A 13,137-nucleotide genomic window follows, 5' to 3' on the forward strand; every position below is an offset into this window, starting at 1 on the left:
GTGGTCGGCGGGGGAGGCGGCGGCCTTGTGGGCTGATCTGGTCTCGCCGGCGCAGGCCCGGCGAGGGCCCGCGCTCAGGCGTGTTCCACGTAGTAGCTGTTGTGGTGCTTGCCCTTGTAGGCTTCGATACGCTTGAGCATCTTCGGGTTGGCGCGGTTGAGAACGGCACCGAGCAGCTTCTTCTGCAGCACTTCCGAGCCCGAGATGGACTCCTGAAGCGCGGACCGCGTGGTCTGGCCCCATTCGATCACGTAAACCATCGCATCGATGAGAAGGCTGACGGCCTTGGAGTCGGCGACCGGCATCACCGGGGCGAGATCGATCACGATGTACTCGTAATGGTCCCTCAGGGCCTTGAGCAGTTCGGCCATGGCCCTCGAACCGATCACGTCCGCCGAATTGACCATGCGGGAGGCGACGACCGAGGGCAGGAAGTCGAGGCCCGTCTCCTTGCTTCGCTGCACGTGGTAACCGAGGCTGCTGGGATCGTTCAGGGTCTCGACGAGGCCCGTCTTGGCATTGGGCGCGAGTTCGCGGGTCAGCGAGCGCGTGTGCAGATCGCCGTCGATCAGGAGCGTCGGATGTCCGGTGAGGGCGATCAGCTGCGCGAAATTGGCAGCCACGGTCGTCTTGCCCTCCTTCGGCAGCGACGACACGATGCCGATGACCTTGATCTCCCGGTTCAGGCGGGCGACGTCGATCGACACCTTGATGTTGCGCAGCGTTTCCGCAAACCGCGAGAACGGATGGTCGACCACGTAGCGTGACAGATCCGGCGCGTCGCTCTTCACGGATTTGCCGAGCAGGGCGCCTGCCGTGGCCGGCGGGCGGATGTCGGGCAGCACGCCGAGGCACTTCACGCCGAGTTCTTCCTCGACCTCCGCGGGCGTGCGCAGCACGTCGCTGAGGAATTCGCGGGCAAAGGCGGCACCAAGTCCAAGGCAGAGGCCGCCGACCAGACCGCCCACCAGCGCCAGCATCGTGCGCGGCGAGCTCTTGCGGTCGGGCTTGGTTGCGGTGCTGATCAGGCGCGCCTCGCTGATCGGAAAGCTCTGGTTCTGCGTGGCGCTTTGCAGCTTTTCCAGGAAGTTGTTGTAGAGATTGCGATAGGTGTCGGCCGCGCTCTCCAGATCGCGCAGCTTGACTTCGGCCTGGCCGGTGTGGCCCGCCTGGGCAACCAGGTCCTTCACATTCTTCTCGAGCGACGCCTCGCGGCTCTTGGCGATCTCGTAGTCGCTGCGATAGGCGTCCCCGATCCGATGGATTTCGTCCGCGATGTTCTTGCGCAGCTCCTCCATCTTGTTGGCGAGGTTGATGCTCGCCAGATGGGTCTTGCCGTAGCGCCGCGACCAATCGGCGTATTGGGCCTGGATGTCGAGATATTGGGCCCGCAGACGGGTGATGACCGAGTTGTTGAGGGCGTCCGTCACCGTCGGCTGGGCGAGGTCCTGGTCGGACACCGCTTCGATCCGGTCGAGACGCGCCTTGGCCTCGGCCGTGGCCGCCCGGGCCTGAACCAGCTGCGTGTTCAGGTCCGACAATTGCTGCTCGGACATGAGGCCGCGGCTCGTTCCGACGATATTGTGCTCCGCCTTGAAGCTCTGCACGGCCCGGTCGCTGGCGGTCGCCTGCTCGCTGAGCTCGATGCTCCGCTGCTGGAGCCATTCGGTCGCGCGCTTGGTCGACTGGTATTTGGCCTCGAGCGCGCCCACGATATAGGCATCGGCGATCGCATTGGCGACCTTGACGGCTTTGTCCGGCGTTCGTGCCTTGTAACTGAGCGAGAGCACGTAGGTGGTCAGGACGCGCTCCACCCTGAGATTCTTCTGGATCAGCTCGACAGCGGCATGCTCGATGCGCTCCTGCGACGGTGCTTCGCCGGATTCGAACGGCGACATGATCTTGCCGATGATGGTGCCGAGCAGCCCGGGCTTGCCGCCGTTGAATTCCGGATCTTCGGTCAGATGGAGGCGGCGAACGACCGACAGGATCAGGTCGTCCGAATTGATGACTTCGACCTGGCTGTCGACGAAGCCGGTGTCGATCAGGGCGCTGTTGGTGCCGCTATCCTTGTCCAGGACCTGGGTCTGGCGCGTGTCCATCATGATGCGGGCATTCGCCGTATATAAAGGCTGCGCCGTGGCCAGATAGATCAGCACCAGGACGAATGAAGCTCCGACCGAGGCAGCGATGATCGGCCATTGCCGGCGCAGCACGTCGGTAACCCGCTCGAAGCTGAGCACAGCTCCGCCAAACTCGATGCCGAACCGGTGACCCGACTGGAACTGCTCTCTGGGCTGATACATCTGCGAATAGCTGCCTTTGATGCTCAATGAGGAATGGGAATGGGCTTGAACGGATCGGACAGTTTCGTCTTCCATTCACCTTCCAGAAGGGCTCCGCCCCCGGAGGATTGCGTCGAAGTGTTGCTGCGTGGCAGGAGCGCGGCGCTGGAGCCGTCATCGCCCATCGCCGAATAGCCGGCCTGAACGGAGAGATCACCGATTCGCTTCGTGAAATCCCTGATCTGGCGCGCGGCGGCCGGCTTCGTCGTGGTACACCGCGCCTCCGCGAGCCGCAGCGCGCCGCCGATCGCCGATCGATCGTTGGGGGCCGACTCCGAGATCAGCGTCTGCACGGACGGCAACACCGAAACATCCGTGGCGATGTAGCCGGAGAGCCGATATTTCAGCTTCTCCTTGTCGTTACGCAACCGTTCGAGCAGCGAGGAGGGTGATTTCACGAACGCGTCGAGATCGATCTGCGAGGCGCGGTCGGAGAATTCGACGCATTGGGCCTGGCAGGGGCCGAGGCTCAACGCGATCAAGGCAGATCCCGTCAAGATGACCTGCAGCCATCGCTGCTTCGACCGAGAACGTGTTGATCTGCAGTCCATCCGTGTCCCTTCATCGTTGCTGCAAACGAGAACCCGCGAAATCTGACAGGTAACTGTGTCAAATTTTGTGCGGCGCAAAAGTCGATTCAATCGATGGCACGATGACGCACATATTGTGTCCAAATGTGCCATCGGTTGTAAGACCAGGAATTACAATGCCTACGATATTGGCATTTTGGCGCCCACGAATGTTGCAGTTCGATGAGTCGCGCAGCGAGGCGGTATGTCGCACAGCTGACATATGCAGTGATGCGTGATTTTGTTCCACGGATGCGCGCGACACGCGCATGATTCATCTCTCGCAAGTCTTCTCCCGCAAGTCGTCTCCCGAAAGTCATCGCAACAACGCCGGATTTCGCGCACACTTTGCGCGCAAATGTTGGCGAGCATGGCGCTGTCGCGTCGCGATCATCGTGCGATCGAGAAAAGTGGCGTCAACTTGGCGCACGTATGTCGGAATGAGTCGTGAGCGATGAATCTGCTGTCGATCGGCATGCGTCTGACGCGAGTCTGCGATCGCGATGATTGAAAGCGCGCGCGACCTGATACACACTGCTGCGGTGCAATAGATACGGAATGGTCGATGTGACGGAGTCGGTTCATCGTGAGAAAGCGCATGTCCTCCCGCTCGACAGCATTCGGGGTATCGCGGCCACATCTGTGGTGATTCATCATCTGCTGCTGATGCCGACGTTCCTGGCAGCCTTCCCGCATAACGCGTGGATCGATTGCTCCTTCTTCAGGAGTGCGTGGCTGCTGGTCGATCTGTTCTTCGTTCTCAGCGGAATCGTGATGTCGCTGAGCTATGTCGACGGTGATTTCGGGCGATTCTCGCTGCGTGAGTTCATGTGGCGGCGCCTGGCGCGGGTATATCCGCTTCATATCGCGATGCTGGCTGCGAATCTGCTGTTTCGCCTGCTGCGGATCGGCCTGGTGATGGCCGGCATCGTCATCGCCGCGCCCGCGGCTTTCGAGGTCAACAACTCCTATTCCTTCGTGCTCAACGTCTTTCTTCTGCACTCGATGGGATTCATCGACTATCTGAGCTGGAATGCGCCGAGCTGGAGCATCAGCGTCGAATTCTACACCTATCTTGCCTTTGCGCTGGTCGTCATGCTGGCCCAGCGCATGCGTTCGCTGTCATTGTTCTACGTCCTCTCCGGACTGGTCGCGGTCGGAAGCCTCGCCGTCATTGTGTTCGTGCTCGACAAGAAGAGCCTCGGACTCCAAACGGATTTTGGCATCCTGCGCTGTTTCGTCAGCTTCTTCCTGGGCGTGCTGACCGTGAAAGTGGTCCATGCACTGCCCGGCAAGCCGGGCCCCGCCGTGCAGGGCGCCGTGCAGCTGGTCGCCATGATGGCCAGCATCGTGCTGGTGAGCGTGGTGGAGGACTATCCGGCGGCGAGCTTCCTCGCACCGCTGACCTTCTCGATCTTCCTCGGCAGCCTGTTGGCGTTCCCTGATGCGATGCTGGTGCCGCGCATGCTGGTGGTGAAGCCGCTGGTATGGCTCGGGAAGCGGTCATATTCCATCTATATGGTGCACGCGCTGGTCGTGCTGTTCGCCGAGTATTTCGTCCGCGCGGTCGGTGCCCGGCGAATCGCGGAGCTCGATTCGGTCGTGCCGGGACTGCCGGCGACGCTGAATCTCGTCGTTGCTCTGGCCGCCGTGTTCGTGGTTTCGCACTACACCTACCGCTACATCGAAATTCCCGGCGGAAAATTCCTTCGAAACCTGTTCGGAAGCCGGTCCGATTTCCCGGCTGCGTCCGCGCCATCGGCGCGGCTGACGAACTGAGCCCTGGCCATGACTGCGCTCGCACTTCATCGCCCCAAGATGATGCTGATCAGCCTCAACATCGAGGCGATCGCGCTCGGCACCTATATGACCCGGGACGCTTTCGGCGGCGTGATGCGCTACGGCACCAGCATCCTTCACCTGGATCCGCTCTGGTATCTCCCCGATGCCATCGCGTTCCTGTGCCTGGGGCAGTTCGTCATCCACTGCATCCTGCGCAATCGCAGCACGCTGGCCCTGCTGGTGTTCGCGCAGATCATGCTCTCGATGGTGCTGGGTTACTTCATGCTGGGCACGGCCAATGCGGCGATCTCGTCCTTCAAGATGATGCTCCCGGTCTTCGTCGGGTTCTGCTTCTGCGATGCCAGCCTCGGCTCCTACCGAAAACTGCTCTCGCTCATCGCCGGGACCTTCTATCTCTCGGTGATCGGCGTGCTCTTGACCAAGTTCTACGTCATGCCCTGGGTCGGCTACAAATATGAGTCGTTCGGCGCCGTCCGCGAGGCCGGCCGGCTGTGGTGGGCCTATGGCGGAGACGATCAGCGCCTGATGGGCTTTGCCGCCGACAACACCATGGCGGCCTTCTTCATCCTCGTGTCGTTCGCGATCACCTCGATCCGCAAGAGCACGACGTGGTGCCTGCTGTTCGGCGGCATCGCCATCTACACCATTCGTCTGACCACCAGCAAGACGACCATGATCGTCCTGGTGCTGTACCTGATCCTGCTGGTGCTGGTGCGCATGCTGCCGGAGAAATCGCGCTTCCCGGCCATTCGCAACATCGCGCTGTGGTCGTTCGCCTCGATCCTCGTCCCGTTCTTCATGATCGTCGTGGCGTCGGGAACCGTCGCGATCCCGCATTCGACGATGTTCAGCATCCTCGACCGCATCAACAACAGCTGGCAATTGCCGTTCGTGTATCTGAGCCAGCTCATGCCGATCGGCCTCGTGACGGGGTGCGGCGCGGGCTGTTTCAACTATCCGCAGAAGCTGTTCTCGCCGCTCGCCTCGTACTGGGTGCCGGTCGATAATTTCTACATCGGAACGTACCTGATGTTCGGGCTGCCGTTCGCGGCCTTCATGGTGATGGTGTTCCGGGCGACCTTCGGGGCCACCGACGTCTACAAGCTGACGCTGATCTTCGTCGTCAACCTGTTCACGATCACGGTCCTGAACTACGGCCCGGCCTCCGGCCTGCTGATCATCGCACTGAGCTTCAGCGAGGTGTTTTCCAAGCGGGCGACGTCCGCGCGGGCCGCCGACGCCTACGCGATGAAATTGCCAAGGCCGGTTCGTTCGCTGGATGGCTTCGGCGCGGACATTCCGGGAACGGCGCTGCGCGGAGAGAGGTAAGAAGGCACGATGCACAAACGGCTCGCATTCATCGATACGCTGCGCGGCATTGCCGTGCTGGCGGTGCTGATTCAGCATGTGCTCGAAGTGATCGTGCAGAAGCACCCGACCGGTGCGTATTATTGGGTCTTCCACGACGCGATCGGCTATTATATGAACTTCGGCCGGTTCGGCGTCGTGCTGTTCTTCTTCGTCAGCGGTTTCGTGATTCCGTTCAGTTTTCCGGACAGTGCGACGCCCGTACGGGATTTCACGATCAGCCGGTTCTTCCGCCTCTATCCCGCGTACTGGGCCTCGATCGTGATCGGGCTCGTCACGATGTACCTGGCGGATGCCATGACCTATCCGTCGTCGCAGATCATCGCGAATGTGACGATGCTGCAGACCTTCGCCAACATCCCGAACCTCTGGGTCTTCTACTGGACGCTCGCGATCGAACTGCTGTTCTATTTCAGCTGCACGATCCTGTTCGCGATGGGATTGCTGAACCAGCGCTTCACGGCGGTTGCCATCGTCATCGCCGCCGCGCTGGTCGGGATCGCCGCCGCGCTCCTGATCTCGAACAGGACGGTCTCCTCCGTGATGGAGGTCGGTTTGAACCTCTCCGCGATGTTCCTCGGCAAGATCATCCGTGACACGGTCATCGGCGGGAAGCTGCGCTGGCCGCACGTTGCTGCCTGCACGCTTCTCTATGCGATCTTCGCCATCACGCTATCCGAGAGGCGCTTCGGCGGCGTCTACCAGGAGAATTTCTTCTACAGCTACTCGATCGGATCGGCCTATGTCTGCGCGGCGCTGGTCTTCGTCGTCTTTGCCGCGTTCGGCGAGAGGATGGCGTGGCGCCCGATGGCCTTCGTCGGCGTGGTCAGCTATTCGGTCTATCTGATGTCGCCGTTCGTGCTCGTCTGGGTCCATCGCGTCCTGTGGGTCGGCGACGGTCCGTTGGGCTGGGCCGTCTTCGCCGCGGTCGTCGTGGCGCTGTCGGTCCTGGTGAGCTGGATCACCTATTCGCTGGTCGAGAAGCCTTCCATCTCCTTCGGCCACCGGTTTCGTTCGCAGCGCAGGAAGCCCGTCGTTCTCGAGCCGGTGCTCAGCACGCAGGGGGCCGCGGAATGAGCGCGCGGCAGCCGGGCGTGGCCTATGACGGATCGTTCGTTCCGTCCGTCCAGGGTCTTCGCGCGATCGCGGCGCTGAGCGTGCTGATGGACCATTTCTACGACATGCCGAAGGGGGGCGTGTACGACATCCCGAATCCCGGCTTTCTGCCGCCGCTCTGGCCTTGGTTGCAGTCGGTGATCAATGTCGGTGGGCACGGCGTCGAGCTGTTCTTCATGATCAGCGGTTTCCTGATTCCCGCGAGCCTCGTCCGGCACCGGTCGCTCGGCCGCTTCTTTTTCGACCGGCTGCTTCGCATCATGCCGGTGTTCTTGGTGCTGCACGTCGCTCTGTTCGTGATCGGACCGATCGTCGGCTACAAGTTCTTCCGCGGCATCGACGTCGGCAGCTATCTGGCGATCTTCACCGCCAATCTGTTCTTCCTGCAGGACGCGGTCGGTCTTCCCATCGCGCAGCAGAATGCCTGGACGCTGACCTATGAATGGGCGTTCTACATCTGGTTCGCGCTGACGTTCGTCGCGCTGCGATTCGGCGGCCGGCTGATGGCGGCGCCCCTGGTCCTGCTCGGCCTCGCCTGCATGCTGCACTGGCCGATCACCGCGTTCTTCTGCATCGGAATGTTCTTCAGCGCCACGGGCTTCCGGCTTCCGGTCTCGGGATGGATGGGAGCCGTGGCGGGCCTCGTCTGCGGCGTTGCGATGTATGCGTGCCTGGTGTTGTTTCACCCGTTCGTCGCGCTCGTTCCGGGCTTCCTGCTGTTCGGCATGGTGCTGGCGCCGCGTTCGGGCATCGGCAACCTGCTCAGCGCGCCGCCGCTGCAATATGTCGGCAAGATCAGCTACAGCCTCTACCTCGTGCATCCCTTCGTGCTGTTCCCGCTGCAGATGATCGGGTTGAAGCTGGTGGGGATGGGGTTCGACCGCTGGCTGCTATGGTCCGCGTTCATCGGACTCGGGCTGGTGATGTCTCTGGTCGCCAGTGCGATCAGCTACGAGCTGATCGAAGTCAGGTTGAGGCGCCTTCTGGACGGCGCGCTGCGTGGCCCGTTGTTCGGCTCGCTCGGCGGCAAGATGGAGCATTCGGTGTCGTCGTGAGACGACGCCGTCAGGCTCCGGCGACGCGGCGATAGGTCGCGTGTAGACTCTCGGCGATGTGGTCCCAGCTCAGCGATCCCGCCGCGGTCTGATGCGCTCCGTCGGTCAGGCTTGTGGCCAGCGATCTGGACGTGATCACGCGTTCGAGTGCGTCCGCCAGCGCGGTGGCGTCGGCGGGCGGCACCAGCAGGCCGTTCACGCCGTCAATGACCACGTCGGGAATGCCGCCGGTCGCGCTCGCGACGACGGGGCGCCGGTTGCCGAAAGCCGACGCCAGCACGCCGCTCTGCGATGCGTCCTTGTAGGGCAACGCAACCACCTCGGCAGACTGGAAGAGGGTGCTGGTATCAGCCGGGGAGATATAGGCGTCGATCGCATTGATCGACGGCATGCCGGCCATCCGCTCGCCAAGCCGCGTCATCTCGGGGCCGCGGCCGGCGACGATGGCCTGGTGGCGCACGCCGCGCTTGGACAGCAGGTCGATCGCATCGAGGAAGACGTCGAGACCCTTGTAGGCCCACATGCGTCCGAAAAACAGGATGCGGCCTTCGGTTGCCTGGAGCTGTGTGGTGCCCGCGGGCGGGACCATCAGCACGCCGTGCATGGAGGAGGTGACCTCTCCGCGGTAATCGGGCGATGCGCGGGAGAAATCGGCGATGCAGCTCTGGCCGTGCACGGTCACATGCGTGGCGCCGGCCCGCATGCGGTCGCGCAGGCGCTCTTCGCTGGTGTTGGTGCCGGAGCCGCCCTCGGAGTGCGGAATGGCGTCATGAACGGTGAGGATGCGCGGGAAGCTCGTGAGCCGAAGCAGCTCCATCAGCCCCGCGGTGAAATATTCCGGGCATTCGTGGCAGTGAACCACGTCGGGGCGGAACGTGAGAATGTCGAGGAACGACCGCGGCAGCCCGATGGCGCCGGAGCGGCGCAGGCTCAGGTCGCGAATCCGGGTGTCGAAGCGATCGGGTGCGGGAATCCAGTCCAGATTCCACTGCTGATTGGCGTCCTTGCGATTGAGCACGAGCCTGACGTCGCAATGCTTCGCCAGAGCAGCAGCCAGCCGATATGAATATTCGGCGAAATGCGGGGCGTAGATCGCGACCCTGAAGCGTCTGGCCATGTCAGCGTGTCTCGCGCCAGATATCGATGGGGAAGGCGTCCATCAGCGGCTGGTGATTGAAGTTGAGGGGAGCGGCGCCTCCCATCTCGCGGCCTTGTTCGAGACTGGACGCGAATTCGACATCGAAGCGGCCGGTGCCTTCATAATAGTCACGGTACTTGAACTCGGATTCGCCGTCGCTGAGGCGCACATAGCGCGCGGGGATGCCGTAGGCCTCCGCAACGATCAAGCCGTGCAAGGAACTCGCCAGAACGAGCTCCGCCTCGAGAATGGCCTCAATGCGTCGATTCCATGATCCCAGCGGGCTGATTACGTCGGCCGACGTCGCATCGATCATCCGCATGTCGTGGAGATTGGGTACGAAAACCCAGGGACGCGTTCGGCGACGCTGAAAGCGGCCCCGAAACAGATGTGGAAGCAACAAGGCAGGATCGCCGAAGACGTCAGGAACGGAAAGGCCGCGCCGTCGCAGCACCTCCTGCGTGCGGGGACCGCGCACCGCGCGAACATCCAGCGTCTGAACGCGGCGATTGAGATCCTCCTGGCCCGGACGCCCGTTGATCCCGCTGCCCCAGACCAGGTCGTTGTTGCGCGCATAATGCAGAACCGAGCCGATCGCGAACATCCGCGTGGATTGCGAGGTTTCGTCTGCGAGCGTGTAGCCGTTCTGCCGCAGACATTGCTCGACGACGACGAGGGACAAATAGTCGCCAAAATTGATCGTTCCATCATCGGGGCGCCAGTAGAACAGTTCCACATGCGGATAAGGCAATTGCTGAACAAAGTCGCAGCCGACCTCGTTGATCAATCTGCGAAGATTGCTTCGAATATTCATGCGCCCTCGGATGGCAGATGCTATTCTGGCGACACTGTCTCTCGAAAGAGGCGACTCTTGGACCGTTCGCGGGGCGCAAGCGCAGATGCATCGCCTGCGCGCTCATACCTATTCTGAAAATATGACAAGCCTCCAATTGAGTCGCGAGCCGTCCGACACACAGCGCTCGATCGTTTCGGGCGTCATCTGGTCCACGCTCGACTCCGCGGTGGGACAGGCGCTGACGCTTGCCATCTACGTGATCATGGCGCGCCTGCTGTCGCCGCAGATCATCGGCCTGGTCGCCACCGGCGCGCTGGCGCTGGATTTCTGCCGGGCGGTGCTCATCGAGAGCATCGCGGTCGCGGTCCAGGCCCGCGCGCAGCCGAAGGACGAGGACTACAACGCCTCGTTCTGGCTGATCGTGGGGTTTTCGCTGCTCGCCGCCGGGCTGCTGTTCGCCGCCAGCAATGCCATCGAGCGCCTGTCCGGCCTGGAAGACCTCGCGGTCGTTCTGAAGGGCTTCTCCATCGTGGTGGCCGTGCAAGGCCTGTCCCGCACGCACGAGGCCTGGCTGACGCGCAACCAGGTATTTCGCTCTCTTGCGATTCGTTCGCTGTTTTCGATCACAATCGGCGGCGCCGTGGGCATAGTCCTGGCGAGCAGCGGTTACGGTGTGCTGGCCCTCGTCGGGCAGCTCGTCACCACCTCGCTGGTGTCGCTGGTCAGTCTGTGGACGCTGACGCCGTGGCGGCCCGGCTTCCGCTTCAGCCGCGCCGAAGCGGTGGCGCTCATCAGCTACGGCCGCTACGTGGCGCTCACCGGCATCACGAACTTCGCCAACGCCAATTCCGACCTGATCTTCGTCACCTGGTATACGGGGGCGGCAGGAGCCGGCTTCTACAGCCTCGCCAAGCGGCTCGTGAACGCGGTCAGCACGGTGATCGGCAATGCGCTGAACCGGGTGTTCTTCGCCACCATCGCGGGTCTTCAGCACGATCGTCAGGCCTCCAGCAAGGCGCTGCTCGATTTCGTCACGTACACCTCGCTGTTGACGGCGCCGATCTTCGCGGGGATCGCGGCGCTCTCGCCCGATCTGATGCTCACCTTCTTCGGCGCGAAGTGGCTCGCTTCCGCTCCGCTCCTGTCGATCATCTCGGTCACAGGCTTCCTGACCACCATCGGCCTCTACAACCATTCGGTCATCCTGGCGTTCGGCAAGCCGCATTGGCAGACCTGGCTGACGCTGATCTATGCGGCCTCCAACATCGCCATCTTCATCGTCGCCGCGCCGTTCGGGCTCGTTGCGATCGCGGTGGGCTACGTCGTGCGGGCCGTGCTGCTGTACCCGCTGTCCGCCGGAGCGTCGCTGCGCATCCTGTCGATCGCCGTGCGGCGATATGCCATGGCGCTCATGCCGGCGCTGGCCGGCTCGGCGGTCATGGCGGCGGCGGTCCTCGGTGCATCCGCGGCGTTTCCGGCGCTGTCCCCCTGGCTTCGCCTCGCTGCATTGATCGCGCTCGGCGCCGCGGTCTATCTGGCCGTCATGCTGGTGATTGCGCGGCCGGCAGTGCTGCAGGTTTGGCACGAAGTATCGAGCCGGCTTCGACGGTCGCAGCCGCGGAGCGTGGCGGGTCGAAGCTAGCCGGCGTTCGCGGCCTGCCCGGTTTGCCGGAGGTCCAGCGTCTCGACGCGGGCGGGTTCGGCCGCCTGCTTGGGAAGGGCGCCCGGCGTGAGGCGGTTGAGCAGCTTCCGTGCAGGATTCTCGACGAGGCGATAGGTGATGCCGGCGGCGATCGTCAGGATCACGCAGCAGACCAGCGCGAAGACCGGAAAATCGCTGGGCTGAAGCCCCAGTCGATGCCAGATCGGCTTGAACAGCAGGATCAGCAGCAACTCGTGCAGCATGTAGATGGCGTAGGAGGTGTTGCCGAGCCGGCCGAGCCACGCCGCTCCGGGAATCCCCTTGAATGCGCTTTCGCCGATCGCGGTGAGCAGGATGGCCAGGGAGAACAGGATGATCGCCAGATCCGGCTTGGCGAAGACGTTCAGGACCAGGATCGAGACGAGGAAGACGAGAATTCCGGCGAGGGCGACCGGCTTGGTGCCGCGGCTTCGGAATTGCTTGAACAGGATGGCGAGGAGGATGCCGTTCAGGAAGCTCGGCAGTGCCCGCAGCATGCCGTAATCGTAGTTGGCGCCATACATCTGCGACCGGTCCTGCCAGATCGGCAGGTGGCCATGGGCGAGGATGCCGTAGAGGCATGCCACGATGATGGCGAGCGTCAGCGCCGAGACGCGTCCGGCCAGCAGCATCAACAGAGGGAACAGCAGGTAGCAGAACAGTTCCGCGCTGATCGACCAGGACGGCGAGTTGAAGCTGAGATGATCGCTGACCCCCCATGCCTGGATGAGAAGGGCATTGTGGATGAAGTCCGTCACGCTCGCATGCGACGTCGGACCGGAGATCCCGATCCATGCGAGCACGACGAATGCGAGCAGGGTCAGCAGGTGCAACGGATAGATCCGCGCGATTCGTCGCACCAGGAAGCGGGCGTAGCCGCGAAACCCCGTCGAACTCGTCGGATAGGAATAGGCGATCACGAAGCCCGACAGGATGAAGAACATGTCGACGAACAGGCCGTAGGAGCCGTTCCACGCCGGCGAAATGCCTGTGTCGATATTCTTCAGATGGAAGATGAAGACGCCGAGGGCCGCGACAAACCGATAAAAATCGAGGATGACAAAACGGGTTTGCTCACGGACTTCCATCTCGGCATCGAATTCCCTGCGAAGCGTTGCACTATTCTAGATTCGAATTGTGACGCAAGTTCGCAAAGGCTGCCTGTCGATGCACGCGGGACGCGCGCGATTGATCATGGCGGAAATGCCATCAGATCATGGCACCGCGACGGAGCTGCCGGTCGAGACGGTTCTGCCTCCCGATGCG

General features: G+C 62.6%; 10 protein-coding genes. 5 read left to right on the plus strand and 5 right to left on the minus strand.

Features of this window, described 5'->3' with window-relative positions:
- Positions 1 to 74: 74 nt before the first annotated feature.
- Together QM712_RS03345 and QM712_RS03350 are read right to left on the minus strand one after the other, a co-directional pair.
- On the minus strand, positions 75 to 2,306 hold the full coding sequence (locus QM712_RS03345; protein WP_415021617.1) for an AAA family ATPase: 2,232 nt from the start codon (positions 2,304 to 2,306) through the stop codon (positions 75 to 77).
- Positions 2,307 to 2,329: 23 nt separating this feature from the next.
- Positions 2,330 to 2,827 carry a hypothetical protein gene (locus QM712_RS03350; RefSeq protein ID WP_415021618.1) on the minus strand — a complete coding sequence of 166 codons (498 nt, stop codon included), beginning with the start codon at positions 2,825 to 2,827 and terminating at the stop codon, positions 2,330 to 2,332.
- Positions 2,828 to 3,472: 645 nt separating this feature from the next.
- Here QM712_RS03350 and QM712_RS03355 point away from each other — a divergent pair.
- From QM712_RS03355 to QM712_RS03370, 4 genes are read left to right on the plus strand one after another with little or no spacing between them, the layout of a single operon-like run.
- Complete coding sequence (locus tag QM712_RS03355) at positions 3,473 to 4,693, plus strand: acyltransferase family protein (protein WP_415021619.1); 1,221 nt, start codon at positions 3,473 to 3,475, stop codon at positions 4,691 to 4,693.
- 9 nt (positions 4,694 to 4,702) lie between these two features.
- On the plus strand, positions 4,703 to 6,046 hold the full coding sequence (locus tag QM712_RS03360) for a hypothetical protein (RefSeq protein WP_415021620.1): 1,344 nt from the start codon (positions 4,703 to 4,705) through the stop codon (positions 6,044 to 6,046).
- A 9-nt stretch (positions 6,047 to 6,055) separates the two neighbouring features.
- A complete protein-coding gene (locus tag QM712_RS03365) occupies positions 6,056 to 7,162 on the plus strand; it encodes an acyltransferase family protein (RefSeq protein ID WP_415021621.1) in 1,107 nt (368 codons plus the stop codon).
- The gene (locus QM712_RS03370) at positions 7,159 to 8,256 is read left to right on the plus strand and encodes an acyltransferase family protein (protein ID WP_415021622.1); all 1,098 of its coding nucleotides are present in this window, start codon (positions 7,159 to 7,161) and stop codon (positions 8,254 to 8,256) included. Before QM712_RS03365 ends, QM712_RS03370 begins: the two co-directional genes overlap by 4 nt.
- Positions 8,257 to 8,266: 10 nt before the next feature.
- Here QM712_RS03370 and QM712_RS03375 read toward each other — a convergent pair whose 3' ends face one another.
- Complete coding sequence (locus QM712_RS03375; protein WP_415021623.1) at positions 8,267 to 9,373, minus strand: glycosyltransferase family 4 protein; 1,107 nt, start codon at positions 9,371 to 9,373, stop codon at positions 8,267 to 8,269.
- Between the two features lies 1 nt (position 9,374).
- The gene (locus QM712_RS03380; RefSeq protein WP_415021624.1) at positions 9,375 to 9,998 is read right to left on the minus strand and encodes a polysaccharide pyruvyl transferase family protein; all 624 of its coding nucleotides are present in this window, start codon (positions 9,996 to 9,998) and stop codon (positions 9,375 to 9,377) included.
- 346 nt (positions 9,999 to 10,344) lie between these two features.
- On the opposite strand from QM712_RS03380, the gene QM712_RS03385 reads away from it, so the two are divergent.
- The gene (locus QM712_RS03385; RefSeq protein ID WP_415021625.1) at positions 10,345 to 11,832 is read left to right on the plus strand and encodes a lipopolysaccharide biosynthesis protein; all 1,488 of its coding nucleotides are present in this window, start codon (positions 10,345 to 10,347) and stop codon (positions 11,830 to 11,832) included.
- On the opposite strand, the gene QM712_RS03390 is transcribed toward QM712_RS03385, so the two are convergent.
- On the minus strand, positions 11,829 to 12,959 hold the full coding sequence (locus QM712_RS03390) for an acyltransferase family protein (protein ID WP_415021626.1): 1,131 nt from the start codon (positions 12,957 to 12,959) through the stop codon (positions 11,829 to 11,831). The genes QM712_RS03385 and QM712_RS03390 overlap by 4 nt on opposite strands.
- Positions 12,960 to 13,137: the final 178 nt, after the last annotated feature.

Source organism: Bradyrhizobium sp. (assembly GCF_047605465.1).
Taxonomy (GTDB): domain Bacteria; phylum Pseudomonadota; class Alphaproteobacteria; order Rhizobiales; family Xanthobacteraceae; genus Bradyrhizobium.

Coding starts and splice junctions, on each gene's coding strand:
- QM712_RS03345 (WP_415021617.1), bottom strand. CDS start 2,306: ATGTATCAGCCCAGAGAGCAGTTCCAGTCGGGTCACCGGTTCGGCATC.
- QM712_RS03355 (WP_415021619.1), top strand. CDS start 3,473: ATGGTCGATGTGACGGAGTCGGTTCATCGTGAGAAAGCGCATGTCCTC.
- QM712_RS03360 (WP_415021620.1), top strand. CDS start 4,703: ATGACTGCGCTCGCACTTCATCGCCCCAAGATGATGCTGATCAGCCTC.
- QM712_RS03365 (WP_415021621.1), top strand. CDS start 6,056: ATGCACAAACGGCTCGCATTCATCGATACGCTGCGCGGCATTGCCGTG.
- QM712_RS03370 (WP_415021622.1), top strand. CDS start 7,159: ATGAGCGCGCGGCAGCCGGGCGTGGCCTATGACGGATCGTTCGTTCCG.
- QM712_RS03375 (WP_415021623.1), bottom strand. CDS start 9,373: ATGGCCAGACGCTTCAGGGTCGCGATCTACGCCCCGCATTTCGCCGAA.
- QM712_RS03380 (WP_415021624.1), bottom strand. CDS start 9,998: ATGTTCGCGATCGGCTCGGTTCTGCATTATGCGCGCAACAACGACCTG.
- QM712_RS03390 (WP_415021626.1), bottom strand. CDS start 12,959: ATGGAAGTCCGTGAGCAAACCCGTTTTGTCATCCTCGATTTTTATCGG.